This window comes from Aurantiacibacter flavus, assembly GCF_039710615.1.
GTDB classification, from domain to species: Bacteria; Pseudomonadota; Alphaproteobacteria; order Sphingomonadales; family Sphingomonadaceae; genus Alteraurantiacibacter; species Alteraurantiacibacter flavus.
Map to the genome: position 1 here is coordinate 853748 of NZ_JBDLBR010000002.1, position 18867 is coordinate 872614.

Genomic DNA, 18867 nt, shown 5'->3' on the forward strand with positions numbered 1-18867 from the left:
GCTCGTCAAATATCCGACACTCAAACTTCATCGAACAACAATCCCACTATGCTGCCCTCATCCCGGACCGGCTGAACCTGCTTTGGCCGCCCCCAAACGTCGTCTGGCACTGTCGTCGGCAAATCCACCTCGGGAGGAGGTTGGAAACGGAGCATCATCGCAGGACCGGCGTCCTCATTCCCGAATAGCCCACCGCCCCGTTGCTCATGCTGTGTAAGGAACCGGTGCCACATGATCACCTGGCCGCGGATCGACGCATTGTTCTCCAGCCGCTTCTTTCCTGAGAGGAGTGCGTCCGGATGGGGGTGGCGATAAAACCCGTTGGTTGTGAAGTGATAGGTCGGGCTGACCATCAGAAACCATTGGTCCATCATGCATTCGAAGCGAGGGACGAAAGCGTGATGGCGTACGAAGCCGACCTTTCCGGGCATCTTCGTGCTCATCGACACGTTCACGACGTCCGCCTTCGTTTTCACTTTGGCGGACTGATAGTGGAAGGTCCTCGGTTGGCTGTCTTCGATCGCCCGGATGTAGAACAGCTTGTTCTCCTTATCCCACGCTAGGTCGTCCTGCATCTGATGCTGCAGCGTTTGTCGGAGCAGGAAGGAGAAGTTGTTCTGCTCGTCCATCTCCTGATGATAGGCAATGAGTGGGGTTTCAATCGCTTCCACCTGATCGATATCGACGATCGCTGCCGTCACAGCTTTGCGCGGATCATGGAATGACCAGAAGGTCCCAGCCTTGATTGCCCAGTCAAAGCGCGGCGGCTCGTCCTGATCGAATAGCTCTTTGATCGCTCGCTTGCTGTCGAATGGTGTGCTTGCAACAAAAATCTCCGGAGGCAGAGTGATCGGGAACATGTTCACCAAGGCTGTCTCGCCACCGCCCAGGGGTGGAACATAATAGCCGAAGCCGTTCACAGGCACCGTCAGCGCCGCGAGCCGATCAAGGGATGAGCGGTCGAGAATGTCGCGGCTTTTGTCGAAGGTCAGTACGCGCTGTTCTGCGCCAGGGTGGTTCTGGACCTGACACCAGTAATGGCTGTCGTCACTCTCACGATACAGAACGACGATGACTGGCAGATTGGAGGTCTTCCAATACTGAAGGTCCTTCAACTCTAGCAGATAGGTGAAGCTGGTCTCGGTCTCCGATCGGTATTTGCCCGCCCGCGTCGACTTGATTTGGACAGCGATCATGCGAGCGGTTGGTTCGCCGTCGATCATGACCTCCGCAAGCCCATCGATTCCTGCCTCGAGGCGACTGCGATGGTCGAATTGGAAACCTATAGACAGGAACCGCTTGCGGACCGCAGCCTCTCCTAGCTCGCCGATGATCTGATTGTCAGTGATCTTCTTCGCCATACCAGGATAATAGAACATCTTGGCAACAAAGCTATCGTGTTTTTCGCAACGGCCGACGCCGAGCTGTGGCTCGACAAGTTCGACCGGGGCGTTTGGTTCAAAGAGATGTCTGCTCTTAGATACCAGCCGCTCAAAGCCGCCAATCCGCTGTCGGCCCAATTCCGCTCGTCCGGTGATATTGCCCGGGCAAAAGCTAGAGCGGCAGCTTTTGTCAGAAGCCGACATTCAGCCGCCGCGCATGGAATGACCGGGAAGTCCCAAATTTCCACCATTCCCTTCAAGAAATCGACGGCCCTCCCCGCTGACGTCCGATTGTCCAGTTGATGCTGTCTCCCCGCATGATGCCGAACACGTGTTTGCCGACATGACGCTCAAGGACGGGACGCCATGGCACGAGCGTAAACTCGCGCGACTTTTCGATCAGCGCAAAGCGCCCCGATGCAAGCTCGATCGGTCGACGATAGACGCCCTCGACCCGCTCTCCCGATCTGGCCTCGGCATAGCGCAATCCCAGTTCATTTGAGAGCTGCCCGGCTGCACGGCTCAATTCCCGCCGCCGAAGCGTCTCCAACAGACTCGCCCGGAATATGACGCGGCCCTGCTCTTCCTGTGCCAGGCCTTCCTCCATGAGCCATTGCCGTCGGCGCTCCAGCGCCTCGTGAACATCTCGCCCAAATCCGGCATCGCGGAACTGGTCAGTTTCGGCACCGACTAACTGCCGATCGAGCCAGGTCGCGCCGTCGCTGCCGACCTGCCGGTCGAGTGGTAAGGACGACAGGGTGTTGACGACGACTGGGGCTGCCTTCGCCCGCTGCGCCTCGAAGGCCGCTGCCCGCTCGAGATGATCGGCAGCGATGATCCATGTACCATCGGCCTCACGCCCCAGATCGCCCATTGCCTTGCGGATGGCTTCCAGACGTCGGACATGGGTTTCGGCGAAGCTCTGCGAAGAATTGGGATCCTGCCGTAAATGGATGTCGACCGAGTAGCGCCCGCCATGAGCCGCCGCGATCTCGGCGACAGTGCGATCCACCATGCGGGCGGCTGTCGATCTGGCCTCGATCCTCACCACCGCACCAGTAGGAATTGCCTCTGTGGCGTCACCCTTGCCGATATCGACATAATGGCTGCGTCCATCGCTCGCATCCACGATCAGATAGTGACGGTCGGTCATCTCGTCGGACAGACCGCGTTCGATCACCCGTCCGACAATCGGCGTCATGGAAATAGGATCGGCAATGACGTAGTCGGCGGCCGCGCGTTCCAGTCCATGCTCGGTAAAGGCGCGCTGCATCGTGCGGATGATGTCACCGCGCTCGCCCATGCGGCGCAATGTCTCGTCCATCCCGTCGGCGAGCCGCCAGCTGCCCGGTGCGATTTCCTCGGCCAGCCCAAGCCGTCCAAGTGTCTGCAGTCTTCCCGCCCGCAAACCTTGCTGGAAGGGATCGCGATCGCTTGCCTCCACTACCCGATCCCGGTCCATGCCGCGCAGCAAGCGGCGATCGATAGCGGTCAGCCGTTCCTGACCGATTTCGTTCTGAAGCCGGTCGGCGATTTCGAGATCGCTTCGCGGGCCGAGATCGAGCGAGACAAGTTCCGCGGCGCGCTCACGCATACCGACCGTCAGATATTCGCGGGCGATGACCAGGTCACGGCCACGCTCGTCCTTGCCGCGCACGATGACATGGGTGTGGGGATGACCGGTGTTGAAATGATCGACCGCGACCCAATCGAGGCTGGTCCCGAGGTCCTGTTCCATCTGCGCCATCAGGCGGCGCGTAAGCGCACGCAGATCGTCATAATTCTGGCCGTCCTCCGGAGACACGATGAAGCGGAACTGATGGCGGTCACCGGTCTGCCGGTCGAGGAAGCTCCTGCCGTCGGCTTTGTCCTGCTCGGCGGAATAGAGCTGCCCGGGTGCGCCCTCGCGGGTTACGCCGTCGCGCTGGATATAGCGCAGATGCGCGCGGGCAGCATTCATCCCCCTCGCCCGGTCGAGCCGGACAATGCGCGATTTGACCATCACGCGGCGCTGACGGAAGGCCGCGAACCGATCGCGCGAGGCGAGCACCCGGCCCACGCCGACACCGATCCCGGAGCGATTGCCGTGAAAGGCCCCTCGCCGCCCACCGGCAGCCTTGATTCCGCCTGCGAGATTGGCGGCCTTGAGCACCTGGCTCATATAGCTGCGGCCGCGCCGGATCGGCGTGCTGCGGGGCTTGCCAAGACGCGGTTCGATCTCGTCGTCATGCGACATGGCAGAAATCCGCGATCAGCCCGGATGGCGCCATATAAAAGCGCAGTAATCCGCAGGTTTCAGCGATGCATGGCGCCATAGCTCGCCGGATAGCGCCATCGACGAGCACCGCAAAAAGGATGTGCAGACAAGGAGTTATGGCGAGAAGGCCGCAGGGCATGGCGCCATTTCTTTCATCTTGCCTTACGCCCCCTTCCCCTGACCTCGCGCTCCTCCACCCTTCCCCGTCACCACAGCCAACCATCGACCGAGAAGGGAACGACGCTGAAACGCGCCGTTCCCGGACCCCGATCAGAGGCCTCTCGGATGCTGCTCCAGCTCCCGCAGAGCGGCTTCCAGTTCGGCCTCGATCTGCGCGATCTCCGCAGGATCGTCGTTCCACGCAAGTTCGGCCCGAAGCTCTTCGATATGCTGCTGAAGTTCCATGATCGCCTCCTGATCTCGTAACGACAGGGGCGGATTCCGGCGGGGAGCAGACCGAGTCAGGGACCGCGAAGCGGCCGCGTGAGCGGCGATGGGGGAGCCGATTTTGCGTCAGCAAAATTGGGGGAACCGTCGTCCTTGAGGTGGTCTGCTGCCTGCCGGATACTGGGCAGGCTCGAGCGGATATCACTCCCTCCCCGCATGGCCACGCGCTCATTTGCGGTGCTCCCATGGCATGTTCAGAGGCACGAAAATCGGGGCGGCCGGTTCCGAAGCGGGCGGCGCAGGCAAAGATTCAATCGTCCTTTCTGCTCCTTCCAGAGCGAAAAACAGCCGCGTTCTGGGCAGCATCGCAGGCGGCATTTCCGGCGTTGCGGGCGTACTTGCAAGCTGCGCGATATAGGCCCGGGTCTCGCCGGGAAGCGGCCTTCGCGAACGCAAATACTCGGCATAACGGCCGGGGCCTGCATTATAGGCCGCAAACAGGCCGGGATAGCCGAAGCGGTCATACATCGCGCGAAGATAGGCGGTTCCGGCCATGATATTGTCGCGCGGATCGTGTGGGTTGGGACCAAGGCCATGGCGCTGCCGCATAGCGTCCCAGGTGCCGGGCATAAGCTGCATCAGGCCCATAGCGCCTGCAGAACTGGTTATCGGCCGGCCCTTCCAATGCGTCAGTCCGGCACTTTCCGCCTGCATGACGGCGGCGATCCAGGCTTGCGGTATGGCAAAACGCTGGGAGGCTTCGGCAATGATCGGTTGCCAGCGCTCCACTGCCGGAGTGATTTCCACGACCGGCTCGGGCGTTTGCGCCAGGCTGGCGGACGGCATGACGAGGGCCACCAGAAGCGGCGCGACGAGGCGGGTCAGCGCAGCCATAGCGGCATCGCCTTTCCGATCAGCGCATCCTCATCGACCGGCCCGAAATAGCGTCCGTCGAAGGAATCCGGCGCATCCATAAGCAGCAGAACCCGGCCGCCACGAAGCCGCTCGCAGCCATGCCACCATGGGAGCGGACGGCCCCGCGTGTCTGTGCTGCGGCGAGCGGTAACCCATGAGCCGTTGATGAAAATATTCTGCCCCAGCGCACAGACGTCATCGCCGCTTTCGGCCGCGATGCGCTTGAGCAAAGGCACGTTGGCAGGAAGGTAGCGACGCTTTGCGGCCAGCGTCCGGACGCTGCGCGGTGTCCTTGCCAGCACCATGTCGCCGGTGTGGAGCCGCGCATGGGGATCGATGCGCCAGAGTCCGACCGGAGCGCTGGCTGAAGCGTTCCAGACCAGACGCAGCGCGGGCCGGACGGCCAGGTCGAGCACGGTCGCCAGCCCCAGAAGGGTAAGGCCGATCATGCTCGCTGCCAGCACCGGACGGCGCCGGGCGCGGAGCTGGCGGGCAAGCGGCGGGTCCCATTCGAGTAAGGGCGCAGGCACGGGGCGCGGCAGGCGGGATACACGCGGCTTACGCATCGTCCGGCTCCTTGTCCCAGGTCGCGGAATGCAGACCGGCGAGAGTGCGGCGCGACCAGTCGTCGAGGTCGTCGATATGATAATTCACGCGGCCGCCGTGCCGCCGGTAGCGCGGTCCCTCGCCCCGCCAGCGCATGTTGGCCAGCGTCTTGGCCTGCATGCCGAGATAGTGAGCGGCCTGCTTGGCGCTCAGAAACGGGCTGCCCTTGCGGGCCTTTCCGGCCCGGTCGAAAGCGTCGTCATCCATATAAGCGTTCCTTTCCTAGCTCCTTGCAGACGGATCGGGACCGCCCGCGATGAGGCAGGAAAATGCGGGCGCGGCGCAGCGCCCGGCAGGGTCGATTCCGCGTGCATCGCTTTTCGACCCCCTCGCCGGACAACGAAGGCTCCGCGCCGGTGGGGACGCGGAGCCTCGCAAGGCGGTCAGACGGCTTCGTTGACGATCACCGCCAGCACATCGTCATCGTCCTGACCGGCGGCGCGGCCGAGATTGGCGTAGATCGGCCATTGTGCGATCTGCGGGTGGAAGATGCGCAGCGAGATATAGGCCTTGCCGGTCTCGCGCGAGGTCTTGACCCAGCCCGCGCCCAGCTCGTTCGTACCGCTGAAGATGCGGAAGTCGGGCTGGCGTTCATGCGCCTTGGCGGGGTTGGGGACGATCTCGATGCCGACCGGATTACGGCGTCCGAGAAGTGCGATTGACCCACGCATTTCGTTGGTTTCGGGGTTGCGGGAAACGATACCGAGAGTGGACATGGTGTGCTCCTTTCATCTGTTCGCCGGAGCCGATCCCCGGCGATGCCGGGACCGTGATGGGCGCGGGAGAAGGGCCGCACCCAAAGGGCCGCAGCAGAGCGAAGGACCGGACTGGCCGGGCTATTTTGGAGCGAAGCGGGCGCGAGGAGCCGCGTTTACGCGGAGGGGAAAATAGGCGGGCCAGCCCGGTTGCGCGGCCTTGGCCCGTGCCATAGGTCGATGAGGCAGCCGGGGTTGCGTCCGGCCCCAACAGCATGCGGGGCACTGCCTGAATCGAGCCGGTCGTTCCCGAACATGAGCCTGAACACTGTGCGTATGGATCGCAAACGCCCGGATTCCATCCTGTCCGGCGACCAGGGCGATGCCGCCCCCGGAAGCACCAGCAGTGCCGGAATGGGCGTCAGGTGGCAGCGGCGAACGGTGCTGTGCGGGTTCTCCGTCTAGCGCGGAAGCTGGTAGCGAATTCGCAGGGTCGCGCCCTGTCCTGATGGCGGCGCATGGACGATCTGATCGCCGCCGCGCATCTCTGCGCGCATAACCGAACAGCAGGCGGGCATGCGGTGATCGGGGCCGGGATAGCCACCGACATTGCGATGCAGTTCGCCGGAAATCACTTCGATAAAGGCCAGACCGCGTACCTCGGCCCGCGCGATCTGGCGCTCCAGTTCGATGCGGAATTCTTCACTTTTCGGCATAGGCCCTCCCCGTGCCCTGACGATAGGGCAAAGCCCAGCCGGACAAAAGACATGCCGCCCGCGCGAGATCCGAAGGATGCGCGGGCGGCAATTTTGCAGTTGTCTCAAAAGCGAAACGGGGGGCAGCGATGCGCTGCCCCCCGCCCTGTCATTCCGCGGCAACAGCGTAGGGATCGATCTGCGGCGTGGGCTCCGGTAAGCCTTTGATGAGCGGCTCGACCTGCTTCCATTTCGCCAGAGTCGCAAATGGCCTGACAGTATAGCTTTGGGCCGGAAAGCGCAGCCATTTGGGCACCCAGCCCTCAACCCGTTTGCGGCCATTGTCGCCATGCAGGCAATCGCGGATGATTGCCTTTTGCGTCTTCACTTTTTCCGCGACATTGCCGTCCGCGAACGCCTTGCCCGCCACTTCGCGCAGCAGCGCATTAACCACCTGCCGGTCGCGAATGAGATCGAACAAGGCATCGTCCGGCGTCCAGCAGCGCGCCATATCCACCTTCAGATAGGTGCCGAGCGCTTCGACGATGGCGCTCCCCGCCTGCATCGTCTCGCCCATGACCACGGCGAGGATTCCCATCACCTCATGATCGCCAAGGCCGATGAGCCGCGCGAAGATTGCTGCGAGATCATCGCCGCCACCGGTTACATTGGGCGCGTCGGGCGGGAAGTCCAGCAGAGCCAGAACCGCACGGCTTTTCTCGTCGAACAGCGTTTCCGCAGCGCAGGTTTCAACGCTTTCGGCAATGGCTTCATTGCGGACATGCTGGTCGTCCACCCGCACGTTCCAGAGCGGCGAACCGGCAATGACATGGGCGACCATGAGCCGCAGCGCGACGGCGGGATGATCGGTCAGCACGGCCCGCGTAGCGGCGTGGCGGTGCAGATCGATATAGGTCTGCAAGGGACCGGTCGTCTCGCTGCGCTGGTCGCGCGCCGCCTGCCGGTCGGCTTCGGTTGCGCCGCCGCGCGCTTCGAGCGCGCGTACTTTCTTCGCTTCCCGGCCCGACAACCAGCCTTCATGGCATTCGACTTCGCCCCGATGGCTGATGCTGATGAAGACCTTGCCGCCCTTGTCTCTGGGCGTGCGCTCATATTCCCATGAATGGAAATACTGCCCCGGTTCCATCACCTCGACCTCGCTCCAGCCTTCCGCCAGAAAGGCGTCGCGCTTCGCTGCGATGGCGGCATTCTGCGCGCGCCAGAACTGATCGGCGTCGGCGAATACACCATCCTCCCCGAACAGGTCGGCAATGATCCGGCCCTTGTAGGTTTCAAGCGGGAACAGGGCGTGTTTCGTGGAAATCGACACGCCGCCGAACAACCATGACTTGAGCTGGTGCCCGGTCGGGCAATAATCGTCCTCGCTGCCCCACAGCGCCAGCCATGCCTTTTGCTGCGCCTTGGTTGCGAGGGTCAGATGGCGGATGCTGGCCGCGTTGATCTCGCCTTCGCGATAGAGAGTGCGGATGCGGGGCAGCAGATTGCCAAGCGCGAGAACGCGGCGGACATGAAGATCAGTCAGCCCGAAGGTCTGGGCGATCTGTTCGGCGCTGCGCCCTTCCTTCTGGATCAGCCGGGTAAAGCTTTCCCATTGCGCCACCTCGTCGGGATCGAGACGAGCGATATTCTCGATCAGCGAGGCTTCGAGCGCGGCGGCATCGTCGCCTGCGTCCATGATCGCGCATGGGAGCAGATCAACTTCGCCGCTCTCCTGTGCTGCAAGTGTCGCGGCATGGAAACGCCGCGCTCCGGCGACGATGGCGAACATGCCGGGCCTGCCTTCGTCTTCGCCTGCCCGCACGATCAGGGGCACGATCACGCCGCGCGCCTTCACCGTGGCGAGAATGTCGGACACGTCGGGCGGCTTGGTCCCGTGCCGCATATTGGTCTTGCTGACGAACAGCTTGCCATGATCGATATGTGCGAGGTGCATGACAGTTCACTCCTTTTCCTTGGGGGTGGACCGGCGGCATCCGCTGCGTCTTGCAAGGGCTCGCGGGTGCAGCCGGGATAAGCGCCTTCAAGAGCGGCGCGGCTCATCCGTGCGGGTTTGCCCGGAATTGCGTGGGGTCGAGGCCAAGCGAAATGGCGGCCGCGCACAGCCAGCACTCGCGCTCGATGATCCGGCCTTGCTGCCTTGCGGCTTCGGCATAGACCACGAGCGGGAAGCGGGCGGAAAAGGTGAGGTCGCGCTCGATCCGGCACCCATAGGGAAGGCGCAAGGCTTCGATCTCGGAGAGGCCGAACGAGCCAAGTTCCGGACATCCGAAGCCAAGGTCGGCAAGCCCGAACAGCGTGTCGCCATCGGCATCGAGTTCCGAGGCCAGCCACGTGGCCGCGCCGAGCGGATTGAAGAGTTTGAGCAGCGGCACCTGTCGGGCACCGCGCGCCTCGCCCTGTGCCAGCATGCGGCGACGAAGATCGTCGGGGAGTAGGATCATGCCGCCTGCCTCCCCAGCTCATCGCCGGTCATCGCCTCGCCGTGACCAAGGATATAGTCCGCCGCCTTGCTCGCCTGCCCTGCCGCGCGGAAGATCGCGCGATTGTCTTCGCGCAGCACTTCGAGCCACGATCCGACATAATCGGCGTGCCGCACGGTCGGTGCGATCCCCAAGGCGGCGCAGGTGAACGCGGCGGAAATCTCGGCGCACAATTCCTCGCGCGCATAGGCTTTGGAGCCGAACCGGCCGGACAGGTCGCGACCGAGCCGGTGCCCTGCCCCGCTCCAGTGCGAGAGTTCATGAAAGGCGGTGCGGTAGAAATTTACAGAATCGCGAAAGGCGGGCTGCGGCGGCACCGCGACATAATCGCCGCCGGGCGAATAATAGGCCTGCGCGCCGCCGATGCGGAAATCAGCACCCGTTGCCGCGATCAGGGCCTCGGCATGAGGGATGATTTCCCGCTCGGGCAAAGGTGCGCTCTGCGTGACCAGCGCGTTCAGGGCTTCTGGGCGCAGCCCTTCGCACTGCGCGACATTGAAGACAGTAAAGCGTTTCAGGAACGGCACCGCGCGGGCGTCGTCTCCGCTCTCATGCGCGCGCGCCTTCTCCGCTTCGGGAATGAAGCGGTCGGCATAGACCACGGTCACGCCCTTCTCGCCCTTGCGCACGGCCCCGCCTGCCTGCAGCGCCTGCCGGAAGGTAAGCCAGTTTTGCGAGGGATAGCCCGCGCTGATCGCCGCGCCCCAGAGCAGCAGCACATTGATGCCCGAATAGGCCCTCGCGGTGAGCGCATTAACGGGAAGGCCCGGTCCGCCGCACCGGCTGGAATCCCAAGGTTGAACCCACGGGAAGCGCCCGGCTTCCAATTCCGCGATGATCTTCGCGGTCACCTCGTCGTAAAGGCTGACGCGCGCCTGCGCCGCTTCCTGACGATCCCTGTTGCGGACCTTGCCGCCTGCGCGACGCTTGCGGGAACCTCCCATGATCTGCCTCCTTCACTGGCCAAAGACCCACCGCAGATCCCGCCGGGCGTGGCGGGTGGGCGGCAAGCGATCCGGAAAGGCCCGCGCGAAGCGGCGGGCGGCACCCAAGTCCGGGGCCTCGGCGCGGGCACGCGACGGGGTGGGCGCAGGGGCGAAACGTAGTGGAGCAGCCAAGCGCAAGCGCCAGGCTTGCCACCGGCCGCGGCGGGCCTAGCAGGAAGCGCCGACCACCCGGCACGCCCAGAGGGACTGCCCACAAGCAGCGCCGGCGCGCGGCCTGCTCGCGTCGCCTACAGACCGGGGCCGTGTGCGGCCCCGGCACGCGTCAGCGATCGTCACCTGTGGCCGTGACGGCATCGCCGGCCCGGTGGCGCCGCAGCGTCAGCAAGGCGTCATAGAGCGCGGTCGCCCGCCCAGCGGGCGAGACGCCATGAACATGGAGAAACGCTCCAACCGATCACCACAACAGCTTGCACCAGCCACCCCGGATCAGACCATGCATTCCGAATGCATGACGGCGATGATCAACGCGACCTATCTGAAGGTACAGCGCACGGCATCGATCCTGCGGGTAAAAAGAGGGATGCGGGGCGTTTGATCGGGCCCACCAAGGACGGCATGAGCACCAAGTTTCACGCCCTCACTGATACAAGCGGTTGCCCTATCAGCTTCATCATGACCGCAGGCGAAGTCAGGGATTATATCGGTGTCGCCGCCCTCCTGGACAGCTCCCCAAGGCCCAATGGTTGCTCGCTGATCGCGGCTATGATGCGGACTGGTTGGGCGCCTGTTCAGTCCAGGCTTTTCTTCTCATAGATGGTGGAGATGATGCTACCATCCCAGACATAACAGAGATGACGTTCCTGCCGGCAATTCGACAGGAGCCGAGGCCGGAAGACGGCCACGCACTCCCCGCCCTCATCCCGCACGCTCCTGTAAACGACGCCATCTGATCCGGCATCGCGCAAGGCCCGCCCCAGTTCCTGGGACATTGCATAGCTTGTGGGGTGATAATAGGCGGGATCGCTGTCGCGCATCGCGCGGATATCGTGAAGATCTGCATCAAGGTCGACGGCATAGACCCGCATGTCGATCTCCTGTGCCGGCTCTTGTGTCGCTTCCAAAAAACGCGTGCGATGATGCCTGGTTTCCGCGATCGCGGTCTCCATGGTCAAACTGGCATAGAATACGCCGTAACTGCCATCAGTGAAACGATCACCTCCCGGGTTGAGGTGGGTGAAGGCGGCCATGATCGGTGAGGTACCCGGCCCCGCCACACGGTCCTCGGCCGGCACCAAAGTCAGTTCTCCCACCTCCTCGCGCAGGCGATCATTGGTCATCGCCTCGATCCGGAACACCGCCTCCAGGTCAGTCGGATCGGCGACCGCCTCGAATAGCTCGATCGGCGGGAAACGGCTCGGGATGATCCGATAGCAGGGCTGCCACCGGACGGCGGAGACAGGAATGGTCACGATCAGCCGCGCTGCGCGTCGATATACTGGCGGACCACATAGAGGTCTGCGACATTACCCGAGGACATCCGGTCGAGCGCTGAACGCCCGCCGAAGATCGGGGCCGTGTTGGGCTTGCGCACCCACTCGTCCGCCGTTTTGGGCAACAGGATATGCAGCCCCTTGTAGATGCCCATGACGTAGGAAATGCGCTCAAGCGCATCCTTTGAAAGAGCAGCAATGGCGCCACGTTTCCAGGCCTGCAGCGTAGACCGGCTGTCGAGACCAAGCAGTCGCATCTGCTCCTGTTCCTTCAGCCCCCATGCATCGGCGATGCGGAAAAAGGTCCGCAGTGCAGGACCGGTCAGGTCCTTGCGATCCTTTGCTTTGACGACCGACGCGACAACCATGATGCCTTGTCTCCTTCTAATGCAGATATGTTTATATTATGAACATATGTCAATATTGAGTGCATAATACAATTAATCCGTAGCGACCAACTTGTCATACGCCGGGACTGAACGACCATGAGGAAGTTCCGCCCACAGACCGGGGCCACATGCTGCCCTGGCACGCGTCAGTGATCGTCACCTTCGGCCGTGATGGCATCGCCGGCCCGGTGGCACCGCAGCGTCAGCAAGGCGGCATAGAGCGCGGTCGCCCGCATGAGCGGGCGAGACGCCATGAACATGGGACAGCGCGCCGACCTTTCACCGCAACCGTTCTGCGCCAGTGACAACCATGACGCCTGGGCAAGCTGCTCGCCGGTGCCCCATGACGAACATCCCGGCGCTGCAGACGCTTCCCTTCTCCGCAACAACCGGCCACACTGGCCCTGGCTCTGCCCGGGTGGTCGGCGCTGTGTCCAGGCGCTTGCGCTAAGGGCGTCGGCGGTTGTTTCCAAGCGACTTCTCAACGCCCGGGCGGGGCTATCCATTGAGCCGCGAAGTCTTCAGCGATATGCTTGGGGCATTCGCTGATAGGACAAGTATGCGCGTCGACCTCGATCATCTTCCCGAAGTTCAGCAGGCCGAGCTTGCACGCGTTCGCGAGACGCTGATGACCGAGTTTTCGCAGGCGATTTCCGGCGCTACCAAGCCGTGGAAGCGCAAAGGGCGCATTCTCAACATCATCCTTTTCGGCAGCTATGCGCGCGACGATTGGGTCGATGAGCCGGAGAACGGTTATCAGTCGGATTTCGACCTGCTGATCATCGTCAATCACGACAGCCTGACCGACGTTGCGGACTATTGGTACATCGCCGAGGACAAGATCCTGCATGACCCGGCGGTCGCTCGCCCGGTCAACATCATCGTTCACACGCTACAGGAGGTGAACCAGGCGCTCGAGCGCGGCGAGTATTCTGGGTTGATATCGTTCGCGACGGCATTGTCCTCTATGAACTGCCAAACCATGCCCTGACCGCGCCCAAGCCGCTCGCTCCGATCGATGCATATGAGACAGCGAAGCGGTATTTTGATGAGAAGTTAAGCGACATCGGAATTTGGTTGGAAACCGCCGATGGCCAGCGTCATCCTGACTGATGATCCGGATCGCTACCGCAAACACGCGGCCTTCAACTATCATCAGGCGACAGAAACGGCTTATGCCTGCTTTCTGTTGGTCCGCACACTCTACTTTCCACGGTCCCACAATATCAAGTTTCTGCGCTGACTGGCCGAGGACAAAGAGCCCCGTCTGATTGACGCATGGCCGCGCGAGACGCGATTGGACCGTAGGCGCTTCAAGTTGCTCAAGCGTGCCTATGTCGAGGCGCGCTATTCCGCGAGCTTTGTGATCGACGCCGAGGATCTTGATGCCGTTGCGTCATCGGTGAAGCAGCTTCGCGATATCGTTGAAGCGCTATGCCACGAATGTTTGGCGCGGCTGCGAACGGATGCAGGCGTCTGACGGCGCGGCGGCACCACCCCATTCCAGGAACGGCGGCCGTCCTCTAGGAAGCGGTAAAGCCAGTGCGGCAAAGCGCTGCGTGTCAGCTCGCCTCTAGCTTGTCTGTATTATCCAAGGCTTTTCGACGACATTTTTGGCTTTGATGGGCACGGCTTGCAGTTTGGCGTCGGCGGTATAGTCTGAAAGCGCGCCGCGATCAGGGCGGCGCCGAGGCGTGAGAACCTCGCTTGGGACGAGTCACCGGTTGCTTGCTGCGGCCGGGTGGCCGACGTGCATGTCCAGGCTGTGCGCGGCTAAAGGCGTCGGCGCGTGTTTTCCCAAGCGCGTTCTCATCACCCGGCTTTCTAAAGGCCGTGCCTCGCTAGTGGAGGCCGGTCGATGGAAAAAACTGCAGGTTTCGATTGTCTGGAGGGGTGGCCTTGCCGCCCGGGCCTGGCGTGCGGGTGAACCCGACCGAGACCGAGCGCCTTGACGCGGCGGCAGCGGACGCCGCTGACGAGGAGGTTCGGCAGGCGGCGGATGTGGCGGCGCTCTACGAGGCCGAGGCGCCGCGCTTGTGGCGGTTCTTCCGGCGGCGCACCGCCTCTCCCGACGAGGCGCAGGACCTCGTCCACGAAACCTTCACCCGAGCGCTGGGACAAGGTCCGCGAACGAGGGTCCGCAATCCCGGTGGCTATCTGACGCGCATCGCGCAGAACCTGCTGCGCGACCGCGCGAAGATCGCCCGGAGGCGGTCGGCTGATCTGCACGTGTCCGCCGATCCCGATCTTCCCGCCGGAACTGACCCGGTGCACCTGCTGGAGGTGCGCAACATGCTTGACCGGTTGGAGGTTGTCATGCTGGAGCTTCCCGAAACCACACGGGAGGTTTTCATGGCACACCGCATCGAAGGGCTCACTTATACCGAGATTGCAGGGCGCACCGGCCTCACGGTCAAGCAGGTCGAAAAGGCGATCGCCCGCGCCATGGTTGCACTTGACCGCGGGCTTGGTCCGCGCTGATGGCGCCGCCACCGCCAGAAACTTCGCCGGACGACGACGTACGTCTTGCGGCCGCCGAATGGTTCGCACGGATGCGTGACCCCGACGCCGAGCGGCATCGCGCTGAATTCGACACCTGGTATCGCGCGGATCCCGCCCATGCCGCCGCCTATAACCGGATGCGACTTCGGTGGGATCAAAGCAGACTTGTCGGCCACACGCCTTCGGGACAGGGGCGAAAGGGCCTGCCCGCTCCACCCCGCCGACGCTTTCGGCTCCGTGCGCTCGCACTCGCGGCGGCGTTCGTAGCAATGCTGGTGCTCGGCGCGGTGCTCATTTCGGCTTGGAGTACGTTGCCGGACGCAGGTCCGGGCGCGCAGATCGCTGCCAGCGATACCCTTGAAACCCCGCGCGGGGATATCAGACGCGTGTCGCTCGCCGATGGCTCTGTGGTTACGCTTGACAGCGAAAGCCGCATTTCTGTTGCCTTCACGTCTGGTGAGCGGCGATTGCGCCTCGTTGCCGGGCGCGCCCGATTCGAAGTCGCGCATGATGCCGGCCGCCCCTTCATCGTCGCGGCAGGCGGCGGCGAGGTCGTCGCGACCGGCACCCGGTTCGACGTCTCGCTGATCGGCAACCAGCCGCGCGTGCGACTGATCCAAGGCTCGGTCGAAATTCGCCGATCGAAGTCCGGCGCGGCGGGTGATGCTGCGGCTTCTGCGGTGCGATTGAAGCCGGGACAAATGGCTTTGGTCGATAGGCCCGTACCACCCGAGACCGCACCAGTTGCAGGGGAAAGCTGGGTCTCGGGGACGCTGAGCTTCGAAAACGCGCCGCTTGAGAACGTGCTTGCCGAAGCCAATCGCTACACCGCCCGCCAGGTCCGGCTTGGCGACCCCGGGCTCGGCAGGCTGCGCTTCACCGGAGGCTTCCGCGCCGGCGATACCGACCAGCTGGCGCAGGCGCTGGCCACTGCTTTCGGATTACGCGTCGACCATGATCCGCAAGGCAATCCGGTACTCATGCGCCCCTGACCAGACAGGGATCGCGAAAGAATATTTTGCACGCGCCGGGGGAAACCCGCGCCGCTGTCGTCATGTCCCCCAAGCGATCCGCACGGTGCGGGCGCGGGGGGAAACAGTGGCATGGGGTTTGGCGGATATCACTTGGCTCAGTTGGGAGTTTCGGCGGTCGCCATGTGCATGGCGATGCCCGCATGCGCACAGAGTGCCGAGCGGCAGCAATATAACCTGCCCGCGCAGGACCTCGCGCGCTCGGTCCGCGCCGTGGTCGATCAGTCGGGCGTGACGATCGTTGCGCCTGCCGACCTGCTCGCGGGACTGCGCGCGCCTGCATTGCGCGGTGATTTCACCCCCGAGCAAGCGCTCGCCCGGCTGATCGCCAACACGCCCTTGCGGGTCGCGCGCGTCGGTGATGCCCTTGTCCTTCAACATGTCCCTGCCGACCGGGTGCAGTCCTCGGCGGCAGCGGGTGCCGGTGACGTCGAAATCCTTGTCACCGGCACCCGCATTCGCGGTCGGGCGCCCGCAGGCGCTGCGGTCACCACGATAGACCGCAGCGACATCGAGCAGAGCGGCTACGGGACGACGCAGCAGATCCTCCAGGCGCTGCCGCAGAATTTCGGGGGCGGACCGAACGAGACCACGATCGAGACCAATCGCGGCAATGCCTCACTCAATCAAAATTATGGGTCCGGGGTCAATCTCCGTGGACTCGGTACGGGTTCGACGCTCGTTTTGCTCAATGGAGAACGCCCTCCGATGGCCGGTTTTGCCGGTGCTTTCACTGATCTATCGATGATCCCGACGATTGCCATCCAGCGCATTGAGATCCTGCCCGACGGGGCCTCCGCGCTCTACGGATCCGATGCCGTGGCCGGCGTGGTCAACATCATTCCCCGAATCCAGTTCGAAGGGTTGGAAGCTACCGCCCGCTACGGTCTCGCCGATGGCTTCGATGAGGTTCAGGCGGGGTCCATCGGCGGCAAGCGCTGGCAAAGTGGCCATTTCGTCCTCGCTTATGATTATTACCGGCGCAATCGCCTCGCGGTCGCCGATCGGCCCTATATTAGCGAAGACTTGCGTCGGTTCGACGGCGGCGGAGACTATCGGGCGAACTACGCCAATCCTGGCACGATCGTTTCCGGCGGCCAGACTTTCGCTATTCCCGATGGGCAGGATGGCCGCAGTCTCTCGGCGTCGGATCTCACAGCAGGAACGCAAAACCTGCAGGACCAATGGCTCGGTGCGGATGCTTTGCCTTTTCAGGAGCGTCACGCGCTGTTTGCGTCCATGCAGCAGGAACTCACGCCAAGCCTTGAATTCTACGCCCAGGCGCTGTTCGGCAGTCGCCAGTTCGATCGGCGTCTCCGCGCCTCGAGCAACAACGCGCTGCGCACCGTCCCGGTCACCAATCCCTTCTATGTTGATCCGATCGGCACCAACCAACCAATCCAGGTCAGGTACAGCTTCGTTGAGGATCTGGGACCTGAGACGCTGCGCGGTCGATCGGAAGCATTCGGCGCCAGTTCTGGATTCCGGCTCGACGTCGGGCAATGGTCATTCGACGCGCATGCGACCTATGGCACACAGCGCGAAAACTCGGTCTTTTACAATAGGGTCAATTCCGCTCGCCTTGCAGCAGCGCTTGCCGACACGAACCCCGAGACGGCCTACAACCTCCTTGGCGACGGAGCGCACACCAATCCGACGACGATTGCTTCGATCCGGGGAAGCATCAGTGATAGCGGGCGTTACACGATGGTGTCGGGACTGGTGCGTGCTGATGGCCCACTGTTCCGGCTTCCGGGCGGCGATGCTCAGCTCGCTCTAGGAGCTGAATATCGGCACGAGCGGTTTCGCGACAGTCCCGCGATCAGCGATACAACAACGTTGACACCCATCGAGCTTGCGCCGACGCCGATGCCCGACCCGCGGCGGGTCACCGCCGGTTATGCCGAGCTTCTCCTGCCATTGGTGGCTCCGGACCTCGGCCTTGCCGGAGTGCGATGGCTCGATTTGTCGGCGGCGGTGCGCTTCGAGCACTACAGCGACTTCGGAGACACGACCAATCCCAAACTGGGGCTATCCTGGCAGCCCATTGAGGGTCTGACATTGCGAGGAACCTGGGGCACCTCATTCCGCGCGCCGACTTTCAATGATCTACGCCCGGACCTGGCGTCTCCGCTTCAGTTTGCGATCGGCCTCGCTGACCCGGCATCGAGCACCGGCATCACCTATGCTCTGATCCTGCGCGGTACCGTGCCGGATTTGGGTCCGGAGCGCGCTACAAGTTGGACCGCTGGGTTTGATCTTGAGCCGCGCCTTCTTCCTGGCCTGACCGCTCGACTGACCTATTTCGATATCGACTATCGCGACAGGATCGCCAGTCCAGCCTCCGAAACGTTGAATTTTCTAATAAATTGGGCGACCTATGCCTCGATCATCGATGCGTCTCCGGACCCGGCAACGGTTGCGGCCTATTTCTCAGGGACGGGCTATGTTGCGTTGTTTCCGATAACGGCCTCGCAGGTGACGACCATCATCGACGCCCGGACGCAGAATCTTGCCGGTCAGAATCTCAACGGTTTCGATTTCGATCTCGCATATCGCAGCGAGTTCGCCGACGGTTCGCTGGAAGTGGGAGTCGGTGGCAGCTGGCTGTCAGGTTTTCGCCAGGCGCTGACCGAGGATGCGCCGGAGGTCGACATTCTTGATACGCTCGGCAATCCCGTCGATCTGCGTCTCCGCAGCCGCGCCAGCTATACCGGCGAACGTTTCGGCACGGCGTTGTTCGTCAATTATGTCGACGGCTATGAGAACCGCACCGGCGCCGTGCCGCAAAAGGTCGACGCCTGGGTCACCGTCGACGCACGCATCAGCTACCGCCCCGCTACCGACCACGGGCCGCTGGCCAGCACGACGCTTGCCCTGAGCGCGAGCAATCTGTTCGACAATGATCCGCCGTTCACGGTCAATAATCTCGGCCTCACAACTATCGGTTATGATCCGGAGAATGCGAGCCCCGTGGGACGTGTTGTCGCGCTTCAGGTAACCAAAACATGGTAATGTTGGCTACGACACTCCTATGGGCGGTAGCAAGCCCGTCCGCATCCTCCCCGGA

19 protein-coding genes and 1 pseudogene are annotated in these 18867 nt (G+C 63.0%); 7 read left to right on the forward strand and 13 right to left on the reverse strand.

Going from position 1 to position 18867, the window contains the following annotated elements; genetic code table 11:
* Positions 1 to 20: 20 nt before the first annotated feature.
* From ABDJ38_RS08760 to ABDJ38_RS08810, 11 genes are all read right to left on the reverse strand, one after another.
* Complete coding sequence (locus ABDJ38_RS08760; protein ID WP_346784706.1) at positions 21 to 1586, reverse strand: DUF4365 domain-containing protein; 1566 nt, start codon at positions 1584 to 1586, stop codon at positions 21 to 23.
* Between the two features lie 52 nt (positions 1587 to 1638).
* Positions 1639 to 3618 carry a relaxase/mobilization nuclease RlxS gene (gene rlxS, locus ABDJ38_RS08765; protein ID WP_346784707.1) on the reverse strand — a complete coding sequence of 660 codons (1980 nt, stop codon included), beginning with the start codon at positions 3616 to 3618 and terminating at the stop codon, positions 1639 to 1641.
* Between the two features lie 291 nt (positions 3619 to 3909).
* The gene (locus ABDJ38_RS08770; RefSeq protein ID WP_346784708.1) at positions 3910 to 4044 is read right to left on the reverse strand and encodes a hypothetical protein; all 135 of its coding nucleotides are present in this window, start codon (positions 4042 to 4044) and stop codon (positions 3910 to 3912) included.
* A 210-nt stretch (positions 4045 to 4254) separates the two neighbouring features.
* A complete protein-coding gene (locus ABDJ38_RS08775; protein ID WP_346784709.1) occupies positions 4255 to 4920 on the reverse strand; it encodes a lytic transglycosylase domain-containing protein in 666 nt (221 codons plus the stop codon).
* The gene (locus ABDJ38_RS08780; RefSeq protein WP_346784710.1) at positions 4908 to 5507 is read right to left on the reverse strand and encodes a S26 family signal peptidase; all 600 of its coding nucleotides are present in this window, start codon (positions 5505 to 5507) and stop codon (positions 4908 to 4910) included. The genes ABDJ38_RS08775 and ABDJ38_RS08780 overlap by 13 nt, the downstream gene beginning before the upstream one ends.
* Positions 5500 to 5754, reverse strand: a complete 255-nt coding sequence (locus ABDJ38_RS08785) for a helix-turn-helix domain-containing protein (protein ID WP_346784711.1) — start codon at positions 5752 to 5754, stop codon at positions 5500 to 5502. Before ABDJ38_RS08785 ends, ABDJ38_RS08780 begins: the two co-directional genes overlap by 8 nt.
* A gap of 176 nt (positions 5755 to 5930) precedes the next feature.
* A complete protein-coding gene (locus ABDJ38_RS08790) occupies positions 5931 to 6263 on the reverse strand; it encodes a DUF736 domain-containing protein (protein WP_346784712.1) in 333 nt (110 codons plus the stop codon).
* Between the two features lie 440 nt (positions 6264 to 6703).
* Positions 6704 to 6958: a hypothetical protein gene (locus ABDJ38_RS08795; protein ID WP_346784713.1), complete on the reverse strand. Its 255-nt coding sequence runs from the start codon at positions 6956 to 6958 to the stop codon at positions 6704 to 6706.
* Between the two features lie 148 nt (positions 6959 to 7106).
* A complete protein-coding gene (locus ABDJ38_RS08800; RefSeq protein ID WP_346784714.1) occupies positions 7107 to 8891 on the reverse strand; it encodes a ParB/RepB/Spo0J family partition protein in 1785 nt (594 codons plus the stop codon).
* A 103-nt stretch (positions 8892 to 8994) separates the two neighbouring features.
* Positions 8995 to 9399 carry a DUF2958 domain-containing protein gene (locus ABDJ38_RS08805; protein WP_346784715.1) on the reverse strand — a complete coding sequence of 135 codons (405 nt, stop codon included), beginning with the start codon at positions 9397 to 9399 and terminating at the stop codon, positions 8995 to 8997.
* A complete protein-coding gene (locus ABDJ38_RS08810; protein WP_346784716.1) occupies positions 9396 to 10382 on the reverse strand; it encodes an ArdC family protein in 987 nt (328 codons plus the stop codon). Before ABDJ38_RS08810 ends, ABDJ38_RS08805 begins: the two co-directional genes overlap by 4 nt.
* A 514-nt stretch (positions 10383 to 10896) precedes the next feature.
* On the opposite strand from ABDJ38_RS08810, the pseudogene ABDJ38_RS08815 reads away from it, so the two are divergent.
* Positions 10897 to 11161, forward strand: a pseudogene (locus tag ABDJ38_RS08815) (transposase); the annotation flags it as partial.
* A 12-nt stretch (positions 11162 to 11173) separates the two neighbouring features.
* On the opposite strand, the gene ABDJ38_RS08820 reads toward ABDJ38_RS08815, so the two are convergent.
* Both ABDJ38_RS08820 and ABDJ38_RS08825 read right to left on the reverse strand, forming a co-directional pair.
* Positions 11174 to 11854, reverse strand: coding sequence for an RES family NAD+ phosphorylase (locus ABDJ38_RS08820; RefSeq protein ID WP_346784717.1), 681 nt, complete (start codon positions 11852 to 11854; stop codon positions 11174 to 11176).
* A gap of 2 nt (positions 11855 to 11856) precedes the next feature.
* The gene (locus ABDJ38_RS08825; protein ID WP_346784718.1) at positions 11857 to 12243 is read right to left on the reverse strand and encodes an MbcA/ParS/Xre antitoxin family protein; all 387 of its coding nucleotides are present in this window, start codon (positions 12241 to 12243) and stop codon (positions 11857 to 11859) included.
* A 580-nt stretch (positions 12244 to 12823) separates the two neighbouring features.
* On the opposite strand from ABDJ38_RS08825, the gene ABDJ38_RS08830 reads away from it, so the two are divergent.
* From ABDJ38_RS08830 to ABDJ38_RS08855, 6 genes are all read left to right on the forward strand, one after another.
* Positions 12824 to 13255 (forward strand): nucleotidyltransferase domain-containing protein, encoded by a 432-nt coding sequence (locus ABDJ38_RS08830; protein ID WP_346784719.1) that lies wholly within the window; start codon positions 12824 to 12826, stop codon positions 13253 to 13255.
* Positions 13256 to 13354: 99 nt separating this feature from the next.
* Positions 13355 to 13507, forward strand: a complete 153-nt coding sequence (locus tag ABDJ38_RS08835) for a HEPN domain-containing protein (RefSeq protein ID WP_346784720.1) — start codon at positions 13355 to 13357, stop codon at positions 13505 to 13507.
* Between the two features lie 54 nt (positions 13508 to 13561).
* The gene (locus tag ABDJ38_RS08840; protein WP_346784721.1) at positions 13562 to 13744 is read left to right on the forward strand and encodes a HEPN domain-containing protein; all 183 of its coding nucleotides are present in this window, start codon (positions 13562 to 13564) and stop codon (positions 13742 to 13744) included.
* 419 nt (positions 13745 to 14163) lie between these two features.
* Positions 14164 to 14745 carry an RNA polymerase sigma factor gene (locus ABDJ38_RS08845; RefSeq protein WP_346784722.1) on the forward strand — a complete coding sequence of 194 codons (582 nt, stop codon included), beginning with the start codon at positions 14164 to 14166 and terminating at the stop codon, positions 14743 to 14745.
* Positions 14745 to 15758 (forward strand): FecR family protein, encoded by a 1014-nt coding sequence (locus ABDJ38_RS08850; RefSeq protein WP_346784723.1) that lies wholly within the window; start codon positions 14745 to 14747, stop codon positions 15756 to 15758. Before ABDJ38_RS08845 ends, ABDJ38_RS08850 begins: the two co-directional genes overlap by 1 nt.
* Positions 15759 to 15926: 168 nt before the next feature.
* Positions 15927 to 18812, forward strand: coding sequence for a TonB-dependent receptor domain-containing protein (locus ABDJ38_RS08855; RefSeq protein WP_346784724.1), 2886 nt, complete (start codon positions 15927 to 15929; stop codon positions 18810 to 18812).
* The last annotated feature ends 55 nt before the right edge of the window (positions 18813 to 18867 follow it).